Raw genomic sequence first — 20,656 nt, 5'->3', positions numbered from 1 at the left:
ACTTTCAGGACAAGGAGTAAGCTGTGAGCACGGTTTCCGAACAGGACAAGCAAGCCTTCCGCCAGGAAGTTTCGGCCTGGCTGCAGGCCAACAAGCCGGCGGATCCGGGTTTTCTGCTGCCTCAGTCCTTCATGGAGGTCGGCAGCGAGCAGCAACTCGACTTCCTCCGCGCGTGGCAACACAAGGTCTGGAATGCGGGCTACCTGGGTATGGCCTGGCCCAAACAATACGGCGGCCAGGGGGTGGACCCGGTATTCCAGTCCATCGCCGATCAGGAAATGCGCCGCCAGGCGGTGCCGATCTGCTTCAACGTTATTGGCCTCGGCTGGGCTGGCCCGCTGATCAATGACATTGGCACCGAGGAGGAGAAAGCCCGCTATCTCAAGGGCATCCTGACCGGCGAGGATATCTGGTGCCAGGGCTTCTCCGAACCGGATCACGGTTCCGACCTGGGCAACGCCCAGACCCGGGCGGTGCGCGACGGTGACGACTATGTCATCAACGGCACCAAGATCTGGACCACCATGGGCAACTTCGCCAAATACATGATCCTGCTGGCCCGCACCAACCCGGCGGCGGAGCGCAAATACGATGGCCTGTCCTTCTTCCTGGCGCCGATGCAGGTGCCGGGAATCGACCCGCGGCCGATCCGCAAGCTGACCGGGGAATACGGTTTTACCGAGACCTTTTTCACCGACGCGCGCATACCCGCCAGCTGTCTGATGGGCGAGGAGGGGCAGGGCTGGAAGATTGCCATGAAAACCCTGCAGTACGAGCGCGGCGCCGAGGCCGGTGCTGCCGGCGGCCTGGCCTTCGTGCGCATTGTCATTGACGACATGATCCAGCAGCTGGCGGACGTGGAGCGTGACGGCGCGCCGGTGCTGCAGGACCCGGCGGTCCGCGACCAGCTGGTGCAGCTGATCATGGAGGAAAAGGCGGTTGTCCTCGGGGACCGGCGTGCGGGTATCGGCCCGTTGACCACGGACTATCCGTTCTCCCTGCCCCTGTCCAACAAGCTGCGCTTTACCGAAAGTACCCGGCGCATGCGCCAGCTGGCGATCAACCTGCAGGGTGCCGACGGCGGTCTTTATGTGGGGGACGCGGACTCGCGCCAGGGCGGGTTCTGGCAGCGCGCCTACCTGAACAGCTTCTCTGCCACCATTGGCGGCGGCACCAGCCAGGTGCAGGCCAACATCATTGCCGAGCATATCCTCGGCCTGCCCAAATAGGAGCGCTGCGCATGTCTGTGAGTGGATCTGTTCTTGGCAGTACGGCGCTGAGCTTCAGCGAAGACCAGGCCATGGTCCTGGATGTGGCGCGCTCCTTCTGCCGCGACAAGTCGACTATTGCCGCGGTGCGGGCGCTACTGGAGTCGGAGCAGGGCTTTGACCCCGAGATCTGGCGGCAGATGGTCGACATGGGCTGGCCGGGCATGGCGCTGCCCGAAGCCGTGGGCGGCTCCGGTCTCGGCATCGCGGCGATGGTGCCGGTCATGGAGGCCATGGGCAGGTCCCTGCTCGGTGGTCCGCTGCTGAGCAGCGTGTTGGCGAGCCAGTTGCTGCTGCGGGCGCGGGAGTCGCCGGCGGAGGATGCGCTGCTCGCGACCCTGGCGGCCGGTGCGCCCGCCACCGTGGCCCTGCTGGACAGCCACGACTGGGGCGCCAGCCGCATTCGCTGCGAGCTGGGGGCCGACGGTGTGCTGCAGGGCAGCAAACAGCAGGTCATGGACGCGGCCGTGGCGGAGTGGTTTGTGGTGGTGGCACAGCAGGCCGGCGAGCCGGTGCTGGTGCTGGTTGCCGCCGCGGATGTGCCCGTCTCGGCACGCCGCGACCACAGCCTCATCGATTGCACTCGCCGCGCGCAGGCCATTGATTTCAGCGCTATCAAGGTGGCGGAGGCTGCGGTGGTGCGCGGCCCTCGCGTGGCCAGCGCACTGCGCGACCTGCGCCTGCTGGGCGCCCTGCTGGTGGCGGCCGAGGCCGGTGGCAGTGCGGCGGCCTGTCTCGACACTACGGTGGAGTACCTCAAGACCCGCAAACAATTCGGCAAGCTGATCGGTTCCTATCAGGCCCTGAAGCATCCCTGCGTGGACATTCTGATCGGCGTCGATTCAACCCGTTCCTTCGTTTATCACGCCGCGACCCTGCTCACCGAAGACGCACTCGACCGCGATGCCGAAATCGCCTGCCGCATGGCCAAAACCCAGGCCACCGAGACGCTCAAGTTCGCCGGTGATCGCGCGATCCAGTTCCACGGCGGCATGGGCTTCACCTGGGAGTGCGATGCCCAGCTCTATGTGCGCCGGGCCCAGTGGACCCAGCAGGCCTTTGGTGATGCCCAGCACCACCGCAAACAGCTTGCCAGTTTGCTCCTCGACCGGTGACGTCCACCGGCACCGGCGCTGCGTACCAAGGGCCATGAGCAAGAAATCATCCAGCATTCGGCAGGGTAGCTTCGGGCGCGGTTTGGCCGTGTCCCTGGCCGGCTTGCGCGCGGGCGGCGCCTTTGCCATTGACGGTGCCCTGCAGCGGCTGCGCCCTCACGGGCAGGAGGAGCTGCCGGCGGATTCCCCGTTTATCCGCAGGGAAGCGCGTCGCTTCGTGGCGGAGCTGGGTAGGCTCAAGGGCACCTACGTCAAGATCGGCCAGATGTTCGCGCTCCTGGGCGAGCACTTCCTCCCCCGCGCCCTGACCGAAGCCCTGCAGGAACTGAACGCCGCGACGGAGCCCCTGCCCTGGGAAGAGATAGAACCAGAGCTGCGGGCCAGTCTCGGCGCGCGCCTGGAAGAGCTCGAGGTTGAACATGAGGCACTGGCGGCGGCCTCCCTGGCCCAGGTCCATCGCGCTACCGTGACCGCGACCGGGGAGCAGATCTGCCTGAAGGTGCAGTACCCCGGCCTGCGCGAGGTGATCGACAGCGACTTCGATGCGGTGGTACGCATGTTGCTGCTGGCACGCTGGGTCAAGGCTGGCCGCGAGCTGGACGACTGGCTGGAGTCCATGCGCGCACACCTGCACCAGGAAATAGACTACCGGCACGAGGCGCAGATGGGCGACACCGTGGCGGAGCTGGTGGCGCGGGACACCGCGACCCCGAGCGGCAGCCCCTACTATGTTCCCAGGCGATTTCCGCGCTACTGCAGTGACGATGTGCTGGCGCTGGAATATATCGATGGCTACCAGGTCAACCGCCCGGAAGTGGCCGCGCTGTCGCAGCGCCGCCGCAACGCCCTGGGCCGCAACATGCTGGAGCTGTTGTTTCACGAGCTGTACCGCTGGGGCGTGTTGCAGACCGATCCCAATTTCGGCAACTACCTGATCCGCAGCGGCCGGCGCAGCGACGAACTGGTGCTGCTGGACTTCGGTTCCACCCTGAGCTGTGAGCAGACATTTTTGCGCCACCTCGGCAATGCCATCGCCGCCGGCCAGGAGCAGGACCGGGAAGCCCTGTTGGAGAGCCTGATCGGGCTCGACTGCCTGGATGCCGACAGCAGCGTCCATGCCCGGGAATCCTTTACTGACTTCTGCCTCGGCCTGCTGGAACCGCTGCGGCCCCCGGCCGAGCTGCCCGCTGAATACCTGAATGACAAGGGTGAATACTGCTGGGGCAGGTCCCGTCTGCTGCGGCGGGCCGGCAAGGCGGCGGCGAGTTCCGCGGCATCGCTGGACTTTACCACCCCGTCGCGGGATTTTGCCCTGATTGCGCGCAAGCTGACCGGGGTGTATACCTTTATCGCGGTGCTGGACGCCGAGTTCAATGCCCACGACCTGGTGCGCCGGCATATCCGGCACTGGCGGGAGAACAGCGAATGACGGAACAGTTCGATACCAGTGCAGTGCCGTCAGGGCGCCTGCGGCGGCTGGCGGGAATGGCGCGTCTGGCTGGTGGCGTTGCCGGCGGCATGCTGGCGGAAGGCGAGCGCCAGCTGCGCGCGGGCAAGCGCCCCAAGGCGCGGGACCTGCTGCTGACTCCGGGCAATGCCCGCCGGGTGACCAAACAGCTGGCGCGGATGCGCGGCGCCGCCATGAAGCTGGGCCAGATCCTGTCCATGGATACCGGCGACCTGCTGCCGCGGGAGCTGGCGGAGATCCTGGCGCGGCTGCGTGCCGATGCCGAGTCGATGCCGGTCAGGCAGTTGCAGCAGGCCCTGCAGCAGGCCTTCGGCCCGGGCTGGGACCCGGCGCTGTTCGACTTTGAGTGGCGCCCCCTGGCAGCGGCCTCCATTGGGCAGGTGCACCGGATCCGCGCGCCCGACGGCCGCGCCGCAGTGCTCAAGATCCAGTATCCGGGCGTCGCCGACAGCATAGACAGCGACGTCGACAACATTGCCACCCTGCTGCGGATGTCGGGGCTGCTGCCGCGGCACCTGGACCTGGAGCCGCTGTTGCTGGACGCCCGTGCCCAGCTCAAGGACGAGGCCGACTATCTCAAGGAAGCCAAATATCTCAACCGCTTTCGCAAGGCCCTCGCCCACGACCAGCGCTTTGTCCTGCCCGAGGTGTTGCCAGACCTGACCCGGCGCAATGTTCTGGGCATGACCTACGTCGAGGGCGAGTCCATCGAGACCCTGGCCCTGCAGCCGGCCGCCGAACGCGACCGGGTCATGAGCGCCCTGATCGAGCTGCTGTTGACCGAAATGTTCGAGTTGCGGCTGGTGCAGACCGACCCCAATTTTGCCAATTACCAGTATCGCGAGCGCGACGGCGCAATCGTGCTGCTCGATTTTGGCGCCACCCGCCCGTTCAAGGCCGCCTTCGTCCGCGACTACGCCAAGCTGGCGGCGGCCGCGATGGCGGGCGACCGGGAGGGCACCGCCAGGGCGGCGGAGCGCGTCGGCTACTCCATGGGCGAACCGGACTCGCGCTACCGGGAGCTGGTGCTGGACATGCTGCTGCTGGCGCTGGAGCCACTGCGGCAGGAGGGCCCCTACGATTTCGGCGCCTCCGACATGCCGGCCCGACTGATGGAAATGGGCCAGTCGGTGACCGGATTCCGGGACTTTTGGCAGGCGCCGCCCACCCATGCGGTCTATTTCCACCGCAAGCTGGGGGGCATGTTCGTGCTCGCCAATCGCCTTGGGGCGAAGGTGGATGTGCGGGCACTGATGGCGCAGCGGCTCAAGCCCTGACGTTCACTGTGGCTGTGCGTGGTCCTCGCGCTGGCCCGCGAGCCAGGTGGCGTTAACCTGCAGATCCGCATCCAGCAGCACCAGGTCCGCCCGCGAGCCCGCGGCGATCCGGCCCAGTTCGGGCTCGCCGATAAATGCGGCCGGGTACAGGGAAGCCATGCGCAGGCACTCCTCCAAGGGCAGTCCCACCACCTGGTGGCAGTAGCGCACCGCGTCTATCAGTCCAATCGCACTCCCCGCCAGGGCACCCTCCGCATTGAGCAGGCGACCGTCCCGCGCCGTGATGCGCTCACCGTACAGCGTGAACCAGGGTTGGCCGCTGCCGACGGTGGCCATGGCATCGCTGACCAGAAACAGCTTGCCGGCACCGGCGCAGCGCTGGGCGATGCGGATGCTGGCGGGATGCACATGGTGGCCGTCGGCGATGATGCTCAACCAGCAGTCGCCGCTGTCGAGGGCAGCGCCGGTCACCCCCGGCTCCCTGGCGGTCAGCGGGCTCATGGCATTGAACAGGTGGGTATAACCGCGCAGGCCCTCCTGCTGCGCCTGCCGCAGCTCTTGCCAACTGGCCGCGCTGTGGCCGGCACTGACAGTAATGCCGGCGCCGGCCAGTTGGCGAATCATGCCCGGGGCCATGGCTTCCGGCGCCAGGGTGGTCAGGCAGTGGATATCCGTGAGGCTGCACAGCCATTCGATATCCTGCTGCGAGGGCCGGCGCAGGCGATCCGCCCGGTGGGTACCGCGCCGCGCATCGGCAAAGAACGGTCCTTCAATATGTATACCGAGCACGGTCCTGGCTTCCGCCTGCGCCGAACTCCGCGCAGAACGTACCGCTGCAACTCCCGCCTCCAATACCGCGGCGGTATCGCTGAGCAGGGTGGGCAATAGCGCGGTAGTCCCGTAGCGGCGATGGGCGGCGGCGATGTGCAGAACGGTGTCGGCGCTGGGCGCGTTATTGAACAGCAGGCCGCCACCCCCATTGACCTGCAGGTCCACCAGGCCGGGCGCCAGAAAACCGTCGGGTATATCCTCACAAGGCAGCGCGGCGGGTATCGCGGCGGCCGGGATGAGAGCCTGCACCGAGTCACCCGCCAGCAGCACACCGCAGTCACTGTGCCACTGTTCGCCGTCGAACAGGCGGGTGGCGCGCAGGGCCCGCTGCGGAAGCGCGTTCTTCATATGCGGTCAACCCCGCTCAAGCGGGTTGTCCCAGGTGCCCTCGAAACAGGTCTCTGTCCAGTCCTTGCGTTCCCTTCTCTCCGCCTCGGTTCGCTGCTGTCTCTCGTTCAGCATCTGCGGGTCGCCCCGGTAGCCGATGGCTGCTGCAGCCAGTGGTAGAAAACCCTCGGGTATGGCGAACTTTTCTCTCGCCTTGTCCCTGTCGAAACCGGCCATCTGGTGCACGTAAATGTCGAACTCTGCCGCCTGCAGGCTGAGCAGGGACATGGCGGCACCAGTGTCATACGCGTGGTGATCATTGGGTTTGTCATTCGCCGAGAAGTGAGTCCTGGCTACGGCGAGAAGTAGAACCGGGGCATGTTTTGCCCACTCCTGGTTGAACTCAATCAACGAGTCAAATATTTTGCTGTAGGTGTCCCCAAGGCCTTTCAGGCCGAGGAAAAAGCGCCAGGGTTGCTCGTTGAAACAGGATGGCGCCCAGCGCGCGGCCTCAAGCATGGTGAGCAGATTGTCCAGCGGGGGAGCCTCTGCCTGAAAGGCTCTGGGGCTCCAGCGTTTTCTTATTTGGGTGTCGATGGGGGCCTGAGTCTGTGCGTCCTTGTGCTTCATAACATTCGCTTGTGTTATTGGGGCTTGACAGTTGAAGTAAGAGAGTGTGCGGATTCCCGATCCCGGCCTGGCAAATGACTATAGCAGGAACCTGGAATCCCCAACACTCCATACCTGATCAGGCCCCGGTTCGAATGCCTCTCTTCTCCAGTATGGGCAACACGTGCTCGGCAAAATACGGGAACTCGTCGGCGTAGTTCACGAACGCAAGGGTGGTGCCGCCAAAGCCGGTCTCGTAGAGCTCGGTAATTCCGTCTGCGACCTGCTCCGGTGTGCCTACCAGCGGGAAGCCGCCGTGCCCCGCCGCCATGCGGTCGCGGATAAGGCTCAGGAGGTCGTGCGGGAATGACTGGGCGTGGGCGAACTGCAGTCTTACCAGGTTGTCCACCGCGGCCCAGTCCGCATTCGTATCGGCGTAATACTTGTGGTAGTCCTGGGCTTCCTTCTCGCTGGGCCGGCATACTACGTAGGAAAACGTCAATACATCGAGGTCGCGGCCTGCGTTTTTTGACTGTTCCTTCAACTCTGCAAGCTCGTCGCGGGAGCGGGCCAGGTCGATCGCGGGAGTGAAGAGAAAGTTGGCATTTTTCACCGCGAACTCACGTCCCTGCGCGGACCCCGCCGCGTTGATGATGGGCGGTAGGTTCGAAACCGGTTTGGGGTCGGAATGCACGCCCTTGAGATGGAAATACTTTCCATTCCAGTCGAAGGCCCCGCTCTCGGTCCACAGTTTTTTGACAATATCGAACCACTCCTGTGCATAGCCGTAGCGGGTCTCGTGATCATCGGCTAGCTGTAGACCCATCGCATCGTACTCGGGCTGGTTCCAGCCCGCGACAATGTTCAGCCCAGCGCGGCCGGCGCCAATCTGGTCTATGGTCGCAATCTGCTTCGCCACCACGACCGGGTGGTTGAACGCCGTGTGCATGGTCGCGATCACCGAGATCCGTTCAGTGATCGCAAGCAGCCCCGCGGCCCAGGCCATGGTCTCCAGTACGTTGTAGTGAAAATTGGTCTCGCCACCGTAGCCGATCCAGCGGGCGATCGGCAGCATGAAATCGAGCCCGGCCTGGTCGCATTGGCGGACCAGGCGCGCATTGTTCTCCCAGGAGTTGACCCAGCGCTCAGGCACCTTGGTGACCGCCATGCCCGAGGAACAGTTTGCTGAAAAAGTGCCGAGCTTGAACTCGTTTTTCCGGAACATACGGTTTTCTGCTTGGTTCATGGCGATCTCTCCCTGGGAGTGTGAAATTTCGTTATTGAAATTAAAATTAAAATTCAATTGTATTTAACTACAAATAACCAGATTGTCAACCGGGATGTTCCGATCTATGAGAAACTTGTGAAGTGGCTTCAATTCGTGCAAAGCGCGGCTTATCGAAGGAGGGACGTTATGCCAAGAAGCAAAAAGCCCGGCTCCCCGGGCTTGCCAAAAATGTCGAAGGAGAAAGAGTCCACCGCGCCCGGTATTGCCAAGGTAGGCAATGACGAGAACGGCGGGCTCGCTCTGGACCGGCGCTGGCATCTTGCCGAGACGCCCCACGAGATCGCAGTCAGCGAGCTTGAGTACGCCATCATCCGCTGTAACGAGGCGTTTGTCCGCTGGCAGGCCGAGTGCCTCGCTGCGGTTAGTGGTATAGATGTGGGTGGCAGCGACAACGCACTTCTGCACGTGATCCGGATGAAGGAGCGAGCCAAGGGTGTCAAGGAGATTGCCCGATTGATGAATCGCGATGACATTCCCAACATCCAGTATTCTCTACGCAAGCTCCTCAAGGCGGGCCTGGTCGAGAAGAGCAAGCAAAGTTCACACCGACAGGGGGTTACCTACCGGGTCACCGCCAAGGGTTTCGAGATCACCGAGCGATATGCTGATCTTCGGCGCAACCTGCTGCTTGATTTCACCGGCACTGTCCACGAGTTCGTGCCGCAATTAACCGATTCGGCTCGTACTCTTGATCTGATGTCGGGGATCTATGAGCAGGCGGCGCGTATCGCGGCCACCCACCGCAGCGACCAGCCTGAGTGAGCTGTGCGTTCTGAGCGGATTCGCAGGAAGCGCGGGGTTCATGCTGCCTGTTCGGCGGCTGTGGCACGCACCCTGCCAGGGGCCTCGCTCAGAGGTCAGCCCCGGGTCTGATGGTCTACACCAGGTAGAGCGCGGTAGTCTTCATGCGCAATACCTCTACAGCGTCCTGGCGTTGCAAGGACACTTCTGCGGTTACTACGCCCCGATCCGGCTTGCTTTGACTGAGACGCGTTTCCAGGATCCTGCACTGCCCACTCAATATGTCCCCCGGTCGAACGGGTGCTAGCCAGCGAATACTATCCACTCCAGGAGCTGCTACCGAGCTCGAATCCGAGATGAAAGCGTCACACAACAGCCGCATTGCAATGGCACAGGTGTGCCAGCCGCTCGCTATCAATTCGCCCATTGGTGAGTGTGCCGCAGCCACTGGATCGGTATGCATCGGCTGTGGGTCGTAGCGGGTCGCAAACTCGATTATATCCTCTGCTGTCAGCTGATATTTCCCCAGCTGGATTAATTGCCCGGCCTCGAAACTATTGAAACGCCACATCTGCTGTCTCCCACTTGGCAATAATCGGACTGTTGAATCTTCTGTAATCAGGGTATTTACAACGTCGTCGATTGAACCTATTATCGAAAACACTTTAAGTCTAAAGTTTAACTTGAAAGAGGCCGCGTATGCGAAAAAAACCGATGCTCAATAATAATAAATTCAAGCTTGGATCACTATTCGCTGCGCTGATGGTCTCAATGCCCGGAGCCGCCCAGAACCTGCTTGAAGAAGTCACTGTTACGGCACAGAAGCGCGAACAGAATTTGCAGGATGTCGGTATCTCAATAACGGTATTCACCGGTGACCAGGCCCGTGCGCTGGGTGTACAGCAGAGTTTCGATATTGCCGGGTTTACCCCCGGAGTTCATATCAGTGGGAATATTGCCGGTCAGAACACCCAGTTCTCTATTCGCGGTGTAACCCAGAACGATTTCAACGATATTATCGAGGCGCCCAACGCGGCTTATCTTGATGAAGGGTATCTGGCGGTGGCGCAGGCCCAGACCTTTGCGGTCTACGATATTGAGCGCCTCGAGATTCTCAAGGGCCCGCAGGGGACCTTGTTCGGCCGTAACGCTACCGGCGGGTTGGTTCACTATATATCGAACAAACCAAATTTTGATGGCACTGAAGGATATATCGATTTCCAGGTCGGCGAATTTGACACTCCGGCCAATGCCAATCAAGTCGTGATCGAGGGCGCACTGGGTGGAGCACTGACAGACACCGTTGCGGGCAGGGTGGCCTTTCGTTACAAAGATCAGGACGGTTATCTGAAAAACCTCTATCCGGACAGTGCTTTCCTGGGCCCTCCGGGCCCCGGTGCCGGCGCTGATCTGGGAGGGCAGGAAGACAAGTCCGCACGCAGTACGCTGTTGTTCCAGCCCGATGACAGAATGCAGGCCATGGTGTCGCTCAACTATTCGAAGTCCGACCTGTCAAGCGGCCCCTACCAGAGCAAGCCTACCATTGGCATACTTGACAAAAATGGCGAACTCATCAACGTAATTGACATGCCGGCTGATGAAACTCGTTTCACCATCCAGGGTGATCAGGACGGCGGGGCCAACGCGATCGATGGCAGCAGCTTTCTCCCCGGTGCCGGTATTGGTTTGCCGAGTCGCCTGGCTCCCGGCGGTGACTTTTTTGGGTACATTGATCCCGACGGAGAAGACTTTACGTTTTCCGGCGACTTTGCGTTTGAGGACCAGGCCTTTACGGAAACCTGGGGTATCAATGTCAATCTGCAGTATGAGCTGTCAAGCGGTGTTCAATTTACCTCAATTACAGACTTCAAGGACTACGAGAAGCTGTTGTTCATCGATGTGGATGCCGCACCTGTAAATCAGCTCGCGAACTATGCCGGGGTTGACGCAACCAGTTTTACCCAGGAGTTCAGGTTAAACGGTGAAACCGAGCGCACTCGCTGGGTCGCCGGTGCCTTCTATCTGAATATCGATACCACTTCCGACAATGGCTTGAAGGCGCCGGTCAACAGTATTGCCGGCAGCCCGCCCTTCGCTCCCGTGGATATAGGTGTGGTCGCTGATCTGGAAACCAACTCCTACAGTCTGTTCGGTCAGGTCGATTACGACTTGACCGAGACGCTCACGTTCACCGCGGGCGCTCGACTGATTCAGGAAGAGAAAGACTTCGACCTCTTGATTGGCATCTTCCCTTCCTTTGACAGTTTCACCGTCAACCAGGGCGATCCCATTCCCAACGCTTTTGGCGCCGGATCACCGTATACCAATACCGATGACAGTTCCGATACACTCTGGACTGGCAAGCTGCAACTGGACTGGCGTTACACCGATGACCTCCTGTTATACGCCGGGATAAATCGCGGCGTGAAGGCCGGTAGTTTTAACGCACCTTTGTTGGGCGCATTTCTCGGTGCCGGGGGGGATGAAAGCCTGCCATACGACGAAGAGGTTCTGGTGTCCTATGAGGGGGGGTTCAAGAAGTCTTTCGCCGGTGGTATGACCCGTTTGAACGGCACGGCGTTTTACTATGATTACACCGATTACCAGTCATTCCTCTTCGTGGGTGTTGGTGGGGTGGTGCAGAATAACGATGCCCGCACCTATGGCGCAGAACTCGAGCTGCAGACATCGCCCATGGATGGACTGGATATCATGCTCAGCGGTGCCTGGTTTGATGCGACTGTGAAGGATGTACCTCTGCGCAGGGGGTCGCCACTGCCTCCACGTGACGTCAAGCCGACTTATGCGCCTGAATTGCAGGCCGCAGGGCTTATTCGCTATCAGTGGCCCGCTCTGGGTGGCAACCTTGCGGTGCAGGCGGATTTCTCTTACTCGGACGAGTTCTTCTACAATCTTCGCAACTTTGATGCCGACAAGTTCGACAGCTATACCATCTACAACACGTCAGTAAGTTGGAGCAGCACCGACAGCCAGTGGCAGTTGACCCTGGCTGCGCGTAACCTGACTGATGAAAGAGCAGGCACCCAGGGTTTTGACCTGGCGTCCCTGTGTGGCTGTAACGAAATTGCATTTCGCGACCCGCGTCTGTATTCCGTTGCCTTGCGGTATGAGTTCTGAGGGTGATGGAGCCGTTACAGCAGCGGCGCAGGTTTCTCAAGGCACTGCTACTCGCGTATCCGCTGGTATCGGGGGCGCTGCTGCTGTCACCAGCAGAGGCGCGACAGCGCAAGCTGCCACTCAGTGTGCTGGATGCCGAAGAAGCTGCAGACCTTGAGACTGTTATAGAAGCATTGGTGCCCGGTTCCGCCGGGGCTGGCGCGGTGCATTTTATAGATTACCAATTGGCGCGGCCCTCGGCGGATAGTCTTCTGATGCTTCGGTATCTGGGTGTGGCAGAACCCCATGTGAATTTCTATCGCAGTGGCCTGATGGCGCTTGCACGGCATTCTATTGAGCGTTACGGCAAGCGCCCCGCGGAATTGCCTGCGCCCGCGCTGGACCAACTGATTACCGATCTGATCACTGATGACACGCAGGATTGGGCTGGCCCGCCGGCATCATTCCTCTATTTTGTCTGGCGTAGCGATGGTATTGATGTGACCTATGGCACAGAGGATGGCATGGCGGTGCTGGATACGCCCTATATGGCTCATATCAGGCCGGAACAGGTATGGTGACAGTGCGCGACAAGGTTGACCTGTTGGTGGTTGGCAGCGGGGCTGCAGGTAGCGTATTCGCCGCTGAGGCGAGCGCAGCGGGCAAGCAGGTTGTGCTGCTGGAGGCCGGCCCGGCACGCACCCCCGATCATCTGGTCAGCTCCCAACTCTGGGCGCGTCGACACAAATGGGGGGGAGCGCATGTAGAAGAGGAGGGTGATCACCGGGTCGGGCACAACTTCAATGCAGGCTGGGGCACCGGCGGTAGCACCATGCACCATTACGGGGTATGGCCGCGGCTTCATGAAAATGATTTCCAGACATTTACCCAGTATGGTCAAGGTCTCGATTGGCCTTTGCAGTATGCGGAGTTACGGCCGTACTACGACCGGATACAGGGCACTGTTGGGCTCAGTGGCGATGCGATCCAGGAACGCTGGCGCCCCCCCGGTGATGCTTATCCCATGCCGCCGGTACCTGTGTTCGGCCAGGGGCGGCTGCTGGCTGAAGGTTTTTCCCGGCTGGATATGCATACGGCACCCCTGCCACTGGCGATCAACACGATTCCCTATCGCGGTCGTCCGGCCTGTTTGTATGACGGCTGGTGTGATGCGGGTTGCCCTATCGGCGCCCTGGGTAATGCCCAGACCGTATTTCTTGCCGAGGCCATGCAATCGGGTGCGGTGGTGCGAAACGAGGCGACGGTAACCCGGCTACTCACCAGTACGGATGGGAAGCGTATCGAGGGTGTTGAATATCGCTCGGCAGACGGTTCGGCCCATCGCCTGTATGCAGAGGTTGTGGTACTCGCGGCATTTACCGTCCAGAACGCCCGCTTGCTGCTGGCCTCTGCCAACAGTCGTCATCCGCGGGGACTGGCCAACAGCAGTGGGCTGGTGGGGCGTTATCTGATGACCCACCCTACAGTCAGCCTGTACGGGTTGTTCGACGCAGAAACCCAGCCTGCTCTCGGTCCAACCGGAGGGCAGCTGATCAACCAGGATGGTTACGACAACAAGCTGGCGGTCAAGGATGCCTATGGCAGCTTTCAGTGGATCATTGCCAATGCGGTCAAGCCAAACGGGTTGCTGGGAATCGCCAACAATCGCCCCGACATATATGGGTCGCAGCTCAAGCCTTTTTTGCAGCGAGCGGTGAAGCACCTCGGAGTGATGACACTCGTTGCAGAGGATATTGCACTGCGGGAAAACAGGGTCGAACTGAGCAGCAAACGCGATGTATTCGGTGTGCCGCTGGCCCGTGCAGTGCATAACCAGGGCAAGCCGAGCGCTGCGTTGGTCGCCCATGCTGTGCAGCAGGGGAAAGCAGTGCTGGATGCAGCGGGTGCCCGCGAGCAATGGCGCGGGCCGCAAGCTGGAATGCATATCATGGGGGGCACGGTAATGGGTGTGGATCCGGCTGGGTCCGTGACCAACAGCTACGGCCAGAGTCACGACATTGATAATCTTTATATCGCCGGCCCCGGCCTTTTCCCCGGTTCCGGCGCAGTCAACCCAACTTTCACTGTTCACGCTTTGGCCCTTCGCGCAGCCGAACAGATGCTCCGCAACTGGCCCTGACCAAACCCCGAGGAAAAACCCAAAACTTCGAGGGTCAAACCCTCGAGGATAGCCGCTACTGGAGAAACTGTGCACTATACTCCAGGGAAATTTTAGACATAAACTATAAGGAGAGAAGCTATGACTGAGCCTTCCATTCTGGGCGCACTGACCGCGGGCATGGCCGGCGGTACCATCAAAACCGTGGATTTGACTGCCACCCTCACTCCCGAATATCCCGTGATCGAGCTGCCGCCGGAATTTGGCCAGGCTGCACAGTTCCAGAAAAAGGAAATATCACGCTACGACGAGCGCGGTCCGGCCTGGTATTGGAACGACTTCACGCTCAATGAGCATACCGGCACCCACTTCGATGCGCCAATCCACTGGATTAGCGGCAAGGACCTGCCGAATAATGCGGTGGATACGATTCCACCACAGCATTTTATTGCCCCTGTCTGCGTTGTGGATGTCTCGAAGGAAGTCGCGGCTGATCAGGATTTCATCCTTACCCGCGGGCACCTGGAAAACTGGGAAGCCGAGCACGGCCGTATTCCCGCCGGTGCATGGCTGTTCATGCGCTCCGACTGGGCAAAGGTCGTCAGTCCAGACAATTTCAAGAACGAGCGTGAGGACGGTGCCCACCACCCCGGACCGGATGCAGGCTGCGTGCGTTTCCTGGTAGAGGAGCGCGATGTCATCGGCTTTGGTTCCGAGTGCGTCGGTACGGACCACGGGCAGGCGTTTCACTTCGATCCACCACTGCCCTGTCACTTTTACATGCACGGCGCGGGAAAGTACGGGCTCCAGTGCATGATTAATCTGGACCTGCTACCGCCCACCGGTGCTGTAATAGTTGCACCTCCGCTGAAGATCGAAGAGGGCTCCGGAAGCCCGCTGCGAGTGCTGGCGCTGGTGCCCGCCTGAGGCCGGCGATGTCTGGTCTCCTGTCCCTGTTGCGTCCGCGCTGCCGATGCCGGTAGATTTGCGGGAGGCTGTGTCAGTGGTATGCTCTTATTCCCTGACGTCGATATAACAAGAGGTAAGTCATGCGGCGCTATCTGTCCACCCTTGTTCTCAGTCTTGCGCTCGCTGCCTGCAGCGACTCCAGCGACCGCCTGCAAGTTGTACCGCCGGTGGAGCCTGAACCCGAGCCCGCGAGTACCTACTCGGCGGAAGTGCGGCGCACGGAGTACGGCATTCCCCATATCAAGGCGGACGACTGGGGCAGCCTTGGCTATGGCTTCGGGTACGCCTATGCCCAGGACAACTTCTGCGTCGCCATGCGCGAAATCGTGTTTGCCACCGGGCGCTCCGCGGAACTGATGGGCGAGGACATGGGCAGCGTGGAGTCGGACTTTCTGTTCCGTTTCCTCAACGGCGACAAGGAGGCTTTCGCCGAGGAGTTCGTTTCCGCCCTGCCCCAGTTTGCCCGCGACCTCGCCGAGGGCTATACCCGCGGCATGAACCGCTACCTGGAGGAGACCGGGGTCGACAACCTGCCCGAGGGTGACCTTGGCTGTCGCAACGCCGACTGGGTGTTTGCCTTCGACAGCGTCGATTTGTTCCTGTACCTGCGGCGGGAAGCGCTGCGGGGCAGCTCCGAGCAGGGTATTTTCCGCAGCGCGATCCTGGCCACCACCGGACCCGATGACGCCGGCGGTGACGCCTCAGCGACCAGCCTCGAGGAGGACGCCGCGGCCCTGTCCGAGGCGGCCGCCCAGCTTCGCGACCTGGACCGCGGCAGCAACGGCCTCGCCCTGGGCCGGGATGCCACCAAGGACGGCAGCGGCATGCTGCTGGGTAACCCCCACCAGCCCTGGTTCGGCGCCGGGGCCTGGTACCAGGCGCACCTGACCCTGCCCGGCACCTACGACGTCGCCGGCGCCGCGCTGCAGGGTTTTCCCTTTATCGGTATCGGCTTCAACCGCGATGTTGCCTGGACCCACACCGTATCCTATGCCAACCGTTTCAGTCTCTATGAGCTTAAGCTGAATCCCGACAACCCCCTGCAATACGACTACGACGGCGAGTGGCGGGACATAGTGCCGGAGACCGTCACCATCCAGGTCAAGGGCGAGGACGGCACCCTGGAAGATCGGGAGCAGGTGTTCTACCTGTCGCACTACGGTCCGGTGGTCAACCTCAAGGGCGTGAGCCCGGCGCTGGACGGCTGGCCCATGTTCAACGGCTCCGTGCTGGCCTTCCGCGACGCCAACATCCTGACCGGCATCCGCGGCATTGAACAGTGGATCAACAAGGGCCAGGCGGCGTCCATCGACGAGTATGTGGCAGCGCTGCAGAGCATCGGCAACCCGGTGTTCCACGAACTGGCGGCGGACCGCGACGGCAATGCCTTCTACGGCGAGCTGTCGGCGGTGCCCTTTGTCACCCAGGACCAGCTCGATCGCTGCATCAACGGCGTCGTCGGTCCGCTGCTGGCATCAGCCACCACCAACGTGATCATCTCCCTGGACGGTTCCGATTCGTCCTGTGAATGGGGCACAGATCCGGAGGCGCCTGCGGGCAGTAATCTCTATGGCCCCTCGAAGTTGCCCCAGCTGAGGACTACCGACTATGTGGGCAACAGCAACAACAGCTACTGGCTCAGCGACGCCAACAATCCGCTGGAGGGATTTCCGGTGATCATGGGCCCGCTGGGTTACGAGGGTCAGCAGCAGTTCCTGCGTACCCGCATTGGCCACATCATGGTCGCGGAGCGCAAGGCGGCCACGGACGGGCTCGATCCAGAGCCCCTGTTTGATCTGGAAAACCTGAAGGATATGATGTACGCCAACCGGGTCTACGGCGCCGAGATCGTGCTGGACGATATCCTCGCGATCTGCGCCACCGACGAGGCGGAGCCGGTGCTGGAGGCCTGTAACGTGCTGGCGAACTGGGACCGCAGGGTCAACGTTGACTCCATGGGAGCCCAGGTCTTCACCGAGTTCTGGAAGGTGATCACCAGCGAACTGGGCAACTCCTTCCAGAATATTGTCCAGAGCGACGAGTTCTGGGCAGTGGACTTCGATGCGGACGATCCCCTCAACACCCCCGCTGGAATCGACATCGCGGTTGCCGCCAACCACAGTCGGGTCATCAACGCCCTTGCGGTTGCCACCTCAAGGCTCGACGATGCCAACGTCGCGCTGAACGCACCCTGGGGCGAAGTGCAGGTGCTGGAACGCAACGGCGTGCGGGTGCCGATTCACGGCGGCTCAGGCTCCATGGGAGTCTACGGCGCCATCAGCGCGGGCCTCTCGGAGAGTGGTTACGTCAATCCCCGCGCCGGCAACTCCTATATCCAGACGGTGACCTGGGATGACAGCGAGTGCCCGATCGCGGATGTGATTCTGGTGCCCTCCCAGTCCACCGACCCGGCTTCGCCGCACTTTGCCGACCAGACCGAGCTCTATGCGGACAAGGAGTGGGTGCGCTTCCCCTACTGCGAGGCGGACATCGCTGCTGCCCAGATCGGTGAGACCCTGCTGCTGGAAGAGTAAACCTCCCAGCCCCGGTGCGTGGTCTGTCCCGCGCCGGGGCGCGTAGTAACACAATGTCTGATTCCGCGCTTATCCTGGTGCTGGGTGACCAGCTGTCGCTGGCCAACCCGGCCCTTATCGCCGCCGACCCCTGCCGCGACCTCGTGGTACTGGCGGAGGTCGCGGAGGAGGCCGGTTACGTGCCCCACAACCGGCACAAGATCGCGCTGATTTTTTCCGCCATGCGCCATTTCCGCGACCAGCTGCGACAGCGGGGCTTCCAGGTGCGCTACTTCAGCTTCGGCGACGGGCAGCCCACTCTGCAGGCGGCGCTGGCGCAGGCGCTGGAGGAAGTACCCTGCGGCGCTGTACGGGTCTGCGAGCCCGGGGAATATCGCCTGCGACAGGCCATGACCGGCTGGAAGGAGGCGCTGGGGGTACCGGTGGCAGTGCTGGAGGACAGCCGCTATCTCGCCAGCCATGCGGAATTCCGCGCCTGGGCAAAAGGCCGCAAGCAGCTGCGCATGGAATACTTCTACCGGGACATGCGCCGCAAGCACGGGATTTTGCTGGAAGTCGACGGCCAGCCCGCCGGTGACCGCTGGAACTTCGACCAGGAAAACCGTGTGGGCTGGCGCGGGCAGGAGACAATTCCCGCGCGACGCCAGCTGCTGCAGGACGACTGCACCCAGGCGGTGCTGGCTGAGGTCGCCGCCGCGTTTCCGGACAACCCGGGGGAGCTTGAACAGTTCAACTACGCCTGCACGGCAGCCGAGGCCCGCCTTGAATTCGACTGGTTCTGCCGCCACGCACTGCCCGGTTTCGGCAGCTTCCAGGACGCGCTGGTGGAAGAGTCGCCCTGGGTGTTTCACAGCAAGATATCCATGTACCTCAATATCGGCCTGCTGGAGCCACTGCCCCTCTGTGAACAGGTGGAGCAGGCCTTCCGGGACGGTGACTGCAGCCTCGCCGCCGCCGAGGGCTTTATTCGCCAGATCCTGGGCTGGCGCGAATACGTGCGCGGCGTCTACTGGCTGACCATGCCGGAGTACAAGACGCGCAATACCTTTGCCGCCAGTGAACCGCTGCCGGAATTCTTCTGGACCGGGGAAACCGGGCTGCGCTGCCTGCAGCAGGCGCTGCGTCAGACCCTGGATCTCGGCTATGCCCACCATATCCAGCGCCTGATGGTGATCGGCAATTTTGCCCTGCTGGCGGGGCTGGATGTGGAAGCGGTCTGTGACTGGTATCTGGCGGTCTACGTGGATGCCTTCGAGTGGGTCGAGTTGCCGAACACTCTGGGCATGGCGTTGCACGCGGATAACGGGCTGATTGCCAGCAAGCCCTACGCCGCCAGCGGCAAGTACATCCAGCGCCAGGGCAATCACTGCAAGGAATGTCAGTACAGTCCGGCAAAGATGACCGGGGAAGGGGCCTGCCCCTTCAATGCGCTGTACTGGCGTTTCATTGATCGCCACCTGGATTATCTGGCGGCCAATCCCCGCATGGGCCTGATTACCGCCAACTGGCGCAAGCGCGCGCCGGCGGAGCGCAAGGCAATTACCGACTGGGCGGATCGCAGTCTGGCGTTGTTGCTGGCAGGGGCCAGTCCGCGGCATCAGTGACGTAAAGCGGCTGGGGTGGGCGATTGCCGCCCCACTTGGCGGTAAAGGTGCCGTCCGGGTCGTGTTCCGCGGCCTGCTTCTCCAGGTTGAATCTGCGTCCCCCGCGCGGGTCGCAGCCCACGCCGGCGATGTATTGCCAGTTGCCGTAGTTACTGCCCACGTCGTAGTCGATCAGGTGCTTTTCGAAAAAGGCGGCACCATAGCGCCAGTCCAGTCCCAGCTCGTGAATCAGGCAGCTGGCGCTGATCTGGCGGCCGCGATTGCTCATCCAGCCTGTGGCCAGCAACTGGCGCTGCAGGGCGTTGACCAGGGGGTAGTCGGTATCGCCCTGGCACCAGCGGGCGAAGGCCCGCGGATCAAAAGTGCAGAAACGGTGTTTGCGGCCGTTGCCCAGGCCGCGGAAGCGAAACAGGCGCGAGCCATCCAGCAGTGCCCGCCAGTGAAAGTACTCCCGCCACAGCAATTCGAAGTAGAGCCACTCGGTGGATTCGTTGCGCAGCCGCTGTTGCTCGAAGGCGGCAAGGGTATGCGCGATTTCCCGTGCTGACAGCGCACCACTGGCCAGCCAGGGCGACAGGGTGCTGGAGCCGCTCAAGGGGTCGAGGCAGTTGCGGGTCAGCTTGTATTCGGCGACGCCTTCCTCGCCAAAGGTAAACTGCTGCAGCCGTCGATGGCCTGCCCGGCTGCCGCCGCGCAGGGGCAGTGAGGGATGCGGTGCGTTGTCCGCAGCCGGCAGCGGTGGGAAGGCGACGCCCGCGGGAGGCGGCGGCAACCTCGCTGGTGCCGGTAGTGGCTCAGCCAGGGCCAGGTGCTCGACCGCGCGCCGAAATGCAGTGAACTGGGCGGGCAGGTCCTCCAGGGCAAAGGGCAGCATCTGGCGCTGGAACAGGGTGTTGCCGCCGTGAACCTGCAGGGGCACCGGCAGGCGCTCGCGCAGTGCATCCAGTTGCCGCGTCTCGTAGTCCCCGGGGCAGCGGCTGGTGCCGACCCGCTCGATTCGCCATTGCCTGGCCAGTGCCGGTAGCAGTTGCTCGGGGTGGCCTTCGAGGAACAACAAATCCTGGCCCAGGGCCTGCAGCTCCTGGCGCAATTCCAGCAGGTGCTCCAGCTGCATGCGGCTGCGCTGTGCTCCGACGCCCCTGAGGTTGCACCAGGGACGGGGCTCCTGCGAGATATAAACGATCAGCAACTCCGACGCTGCCGCGTGGCCCAGTAGCCCCGGGTTGTCCTGTAGCCGCAGATCCTGTTGTAGCCAGTAGAGTTCGCGCATGGGGTCATTGTAGTGGAATGTGCAGGGGGTACGCAGGGGCGAGCCCGCCAGATCGCCATGCTGGCGCGAAGACAAGAGCTGGTATACGCTGCCGCGCATCAGCGTGCCAATTCCCCGGA

At 62.1% G+C, this 20,656-nt stretch carries 16 protein-coding genes; 11 read left to right on the top strand and 5 right to left on the bottom strand.

What is annotated here, in order from left to right; genetic code table 11:
- Positions 1–23 precede the first annotated feature (23 nt).
- The 4 genes from Q6D67_RS02785 to Q6D67_RS02770 are packed head-to-tail and all read left to right on the top strand — an operon-like array spanning position 24 to position 5,128.
- Positions 24–1,229, top strand: a complete 1,206-nt coding sequence (locus Q6D67_RS02785) for an acyl-CoA dehydrogenase family protein (protein WP_304704013.1) — start codon at positions 24–26, stop codon at positions 1,227–1,229.
- Between the two features lie 11 nt (positions 1,230–1,240).
- A complete protein-coding gene (locus Q6D67_RS02780; RefSeq protein ID WP_304704012.1) occupies positions 1,241–2,383 on the top strand; it encodes an acyl-CoA dehydrogenase family protein in 1,143 nt (380 codons plus the stop codon).
- Between the two features lie 34 nt (positions 2,384–2,417).
- Positions 2,418–3,812 carry an AarF/ABC1/UbiB kinase family protein gene (locus tag Q6D67_RS02775; protein ID WP_304704011.1) on the top strand — a complete coding sequence of 465 codons (1,395 nt, stop codon included), beginning with the start codon at positions 2,418–2,420 and terminating at the stop codon, positions 3,810–3,812.
- Positions 3,809–5,128 (top strand): AarF/ABC1/UbiB kinase family protein, encoded by a 1,320-nt coding sequence (locus Q6D67_RS02770; protein ID WP_304704010.1) that lies wholly within the window; start codon positions 3,809–3,811, stop codon positions 5,126–5,128. Before Q6D67_RS02775 ends, Q6D67_RS02770 begins: the two co-directional genes overlap by 4 nt.
- A gap of 3 nt (positions 5,129–5,131) precedes the next feature.
- Here Q6D67_RS02770 and nagA read toward each other — a convergent pair whose 3' ends face one another.
- The 3 genes from nagA to Q6D67_RS02755 all read right to left on the bottom strand — a co-directional run bounded on the left by nagA (position 5,132) and on the right by Q6D67_RS02755 (position 8,141).
- Positions 5,132–6,307, bottom strand: coding sequence for an N-acetylglucosamine-6-phosphate deacetylase (gene nagA / locus Q6D67_RS02765; RefSeq protein WP_304704009.1), 1,176 nt, complete (start codon positions 6,305–6,307; stop codon positions 5,132–5,134).
- 6 nt (positions 6,308–6,313) lie between these two features.
- Entirely contained in the window at positions 6,314–6,916 is a 603-nt protein-coding gene (locus tag Q6D67_RS02760; protein ID WP_304704008.1) for a nitroreductase family protein, read from the bottom strand.
- Positions 6,917–7,034: 118 nt separating this feature from the next.
- Positions 7,035–8,141, bottom strand: a complete 1,107-nt coding sequence (locus tag Q6D67_RS02755) for an LLM class flavin-dependent oxidoreductase (protein WP_304704007.1) — start codon at positions 8,139–8,141, stop codon at positions 7,035–7,037.
- 168 nt (positions 8,142–8,309) lie between these two features.
- Here Q6D67_RS02755 and Q6D67_RS02750 point away from each other — a divergent pair, with 168 nt between their 5' ends.
- The gene (locus Q6D67_RS02750) at positions 8,310–8,945 is read left to right on the top strand and encodes a winged helix DNA-binding protein (RefSeq protein WP_304704006.1); all 636 of its coding nucleotides are present in this window, start codon (positions 8,310–8,312) and stop codon (positions 8,943–8,945) included.
- Between the two features lie 115 nt (positions 8,946–9,060).
- On the opposite strand, the gene Q6D67_RS21710 is transcribed toward Q6D67_RS02750, so the two are convergent.
- Positions 9,061–9,495: a MaoC family dehydratase gene (locus Q6D67_RS21710; RefSeq protein ID WP_370551913.1), complete on the bottom strand. Its 435-nt coding sequence runs from the start codon at positions 9,493–9,495 to the stop codon at positions 9,061–9,063.
- 128 nt (positions 9,496–9,623) lie between these two features.
- On the opposite strand from Q6D67_RS21710, the gene Q6D67_RS02745 reads away from it, so the two are divergent.
- The 6 genes from Q6D67_RS02745 (at position 9,624) to Q6D67_RS02720 (ending at position 19,267) form a co-directional block, all read left to right on the top strand.
- The gene (locus tag Q6D67_RS02745; RefSeq protein WP_304704005.1) at positions 9,624–12,062 is read left to right on the top strand and encodes a TonB-dependent receptor; all 2,439 of its coding nucleotides are present in this window, start codon (positions 9,624–9,626) and stop codon (positions 12,060–12,062) included.
- A gap of 125 nt (positions 12,063–12,187) precedes the next feature.
- The gene (locus Q6D67_RS02740) at positions 12,188–12,622 is read left to right on the top strand and encodes a gluconate 2-dehydrogenase subunit 3 family protein (protein WP_304704004.1); all 435 of its coding nucleotides are present in this window, start codon (positions 12,188–12,190) and stop codon (positions 12,620–12,622) included.
- Positions 12,616–14,181, top strand: a complete 1,566-nt coding sequence (locus tag Q6D67_RS02735) for a GMC family oxidoreductase (protein WP_304704003.1) — start codon at positions 12,616–12,618, stop codon at positions 14,179–14,181. The genes Q6D67_RS02740 and Q6D67_RS02735 overlap by 7 nt, the downstream gene beginning before the upstream one ends.
- Before the next feature lie 120 nt (positions 14,182–14,301).
- Positions 14,302–15,087, top strand: a complete 786-nt coding sequence (locus Q6D67_RS02730; protein ID WP_304704002.1) for a cyclase family protein — start codon at positions 14,302–14,304, stop codon at positions 15,085–15,087.
- Positions 15,088–15,209: 122 nt separating this feature from the next.
- Positions 15,210–17,663 (top strand): penicillin acylase family protein, encoded by a 2,454-nt coding sequence (locus Q6D67_RS02725; protein WP_304704001.1) that lies wholly within the window; start codon positions 15,210–15,212, stop codon positions 17,661–17,663.
- A 53-nt stretch (positions 17,664–17,716) separates the two neighbouring features.
- A complete protein-coding gene (locus Q6D67_RS02720; protein WP_304704000.1) occupies positions 17,717–19,267 on the top strand; it encodes a cryptochrome/photolyase family protein in 1,551 nt (516 codons plus the stop codon).
- Here the strand turns inward: Q6D67_RS02720 and Q6D67_RS02715 are convergent.
- Positions 19,203–20,636 carry a DASH family cryptochrome gene (locus Q6D67_RS02715; RefSeq protein WP_304703999.1) on the bottom strand — a complete coding sequence of 478 codons (1,434 nt, stop codon included), beginning with the start codon at positions 20,634–20,636 and terminating at the stop codon, positions 19,203–19,205. The two genes, Q6D67_RS02720 and Q6D67_RS02715, sit on opposite strands and share 65 nt — an antisense overlap.
- Positions 20,637–20,656: the final 20 nt, after the last annotated feature.

This window comes from Haliea sp. E1-2-M8 (assembly GCF_030649675.1).
In the GTDB taxonomy this organism is placed as follows: Bacteria; Pseudomonadota; Gammaproteobacteria; order Pseudomonadales; family Halieaceae; genus Haliea.
Note: the sequence above shows the minus strand (reverse complement) of the source record. Positions and strands in the feature narration are given on the sequence as shown.

What these genes read in the sequence shown, in the direction of transcription:
- Q6D67_RS02715 (WP_304703999.1), bottom strand. Translation starts at nt 20,636, where the DNA reads ATGCGCGGCAGCGTATACCAGCTCTTGTCTTCGCGCCAGCATGGCGAT.
- Q6D67_RS02725 (WP_304704001.1), top strand. Translation starts at nt 15,210, where the DNA reads ATGCGGCGCTATCTGTCCACCCTTGTTCTCAGTCTTGCGCTCGCTGCC.
- Q6D67_RS02780 (WP_304704012.1), top strand. Translation starts at nt 1,241, where the DNA reads ATGTCTGTGAGTGGATCTGTTCTTGGCAGTACGGCGCTGAGCTTCAGC.
- Q6D67_RS21710 (WP_370551913.1), bottom strand. Translation starts at nt 9,495, where the DNA reads ATGTGGCGTTTCAATAGTTTCGAGGCCGGGCAATTAATCCAGCTGGGG.
- Q6D67_RS02770 (WP_304704010.1), top strand. Translation starts at nt 3,809, where the DNA reads ATGACGGAACAGTTCGATACCAGTGCAGTGCCGTCAGGGCGCCTGCGG.
- Q6D67_RS02730 (WP_304704002.1), top strand. Translation starts at nt 14,302, where the DNA reads ATGACTGAGCCTTCCATTCTGGGCGCACTGACCGCGGGCATGGCCGGC.
- Q6D67_RS02735 (WP_304704003.1), top strand. Translation starts at nt 12,616, where the DNA reads ATGGTGACAGTGCGCGACAAGGTTGACCTGTTGGTGGTTGGCAGCGGG.
- Q6D67_RS02775 (WP_304704011.1), top strand. Translation starts at nt 2,418, where the DNA reads ATGAGCAAGAAATCATCCAGCATTCGGCAGGGTAGCTTCGGGCGCGGT.
- Q6D67_RS02745 (WP_304704005.1), top strand. Translation starts at nt 9,624, where the DNA reads ATGCGAAAAAAACCGATGCTCAATAATAATAAATTCAAGCTTGGATCA.
- nagA (WP_304704009.1), bottom strand. Translation starts at nt 6,307, where the DNA reads ATGAAGAACGCGCTTCCGCAGCGGGCCCTGCGCGCCACCCGCCTGTTC.
- Q6D67_RS02755 (WP_304704007.1), bottom strand. Translation starts at nt 8,141, where the DNA reads ATGAACCAAGCAGAAAACCGTATGTTCCGGAAAAACGAGTTCAAGCTC.
- Q6D67_RS02720 (WP_304704000.1), top strand. Translation starts at nt 17,717, where the DNA reads ATGTCTGATTCCGCGCTTATCCTGGTGCTGGGTGACCAGCTGTCGCTG.
- Q6D67_RS02760 (WP_304704008.1), bottom strand. Translation starts at nt 6,916, where the DNA reads ATGAAGCACAAGGACGCACAGACTCAGGCCCCCATCGACACCCAAATA.
- Q6D67_RS02750 (WP_304704006.1), top strand. Translation starts at nt 8,310, where the DNA reads ATGCCAAGAAGCAAAAAGCCCGGCTCCCCGGGCTTGCCAAAAATGTCG.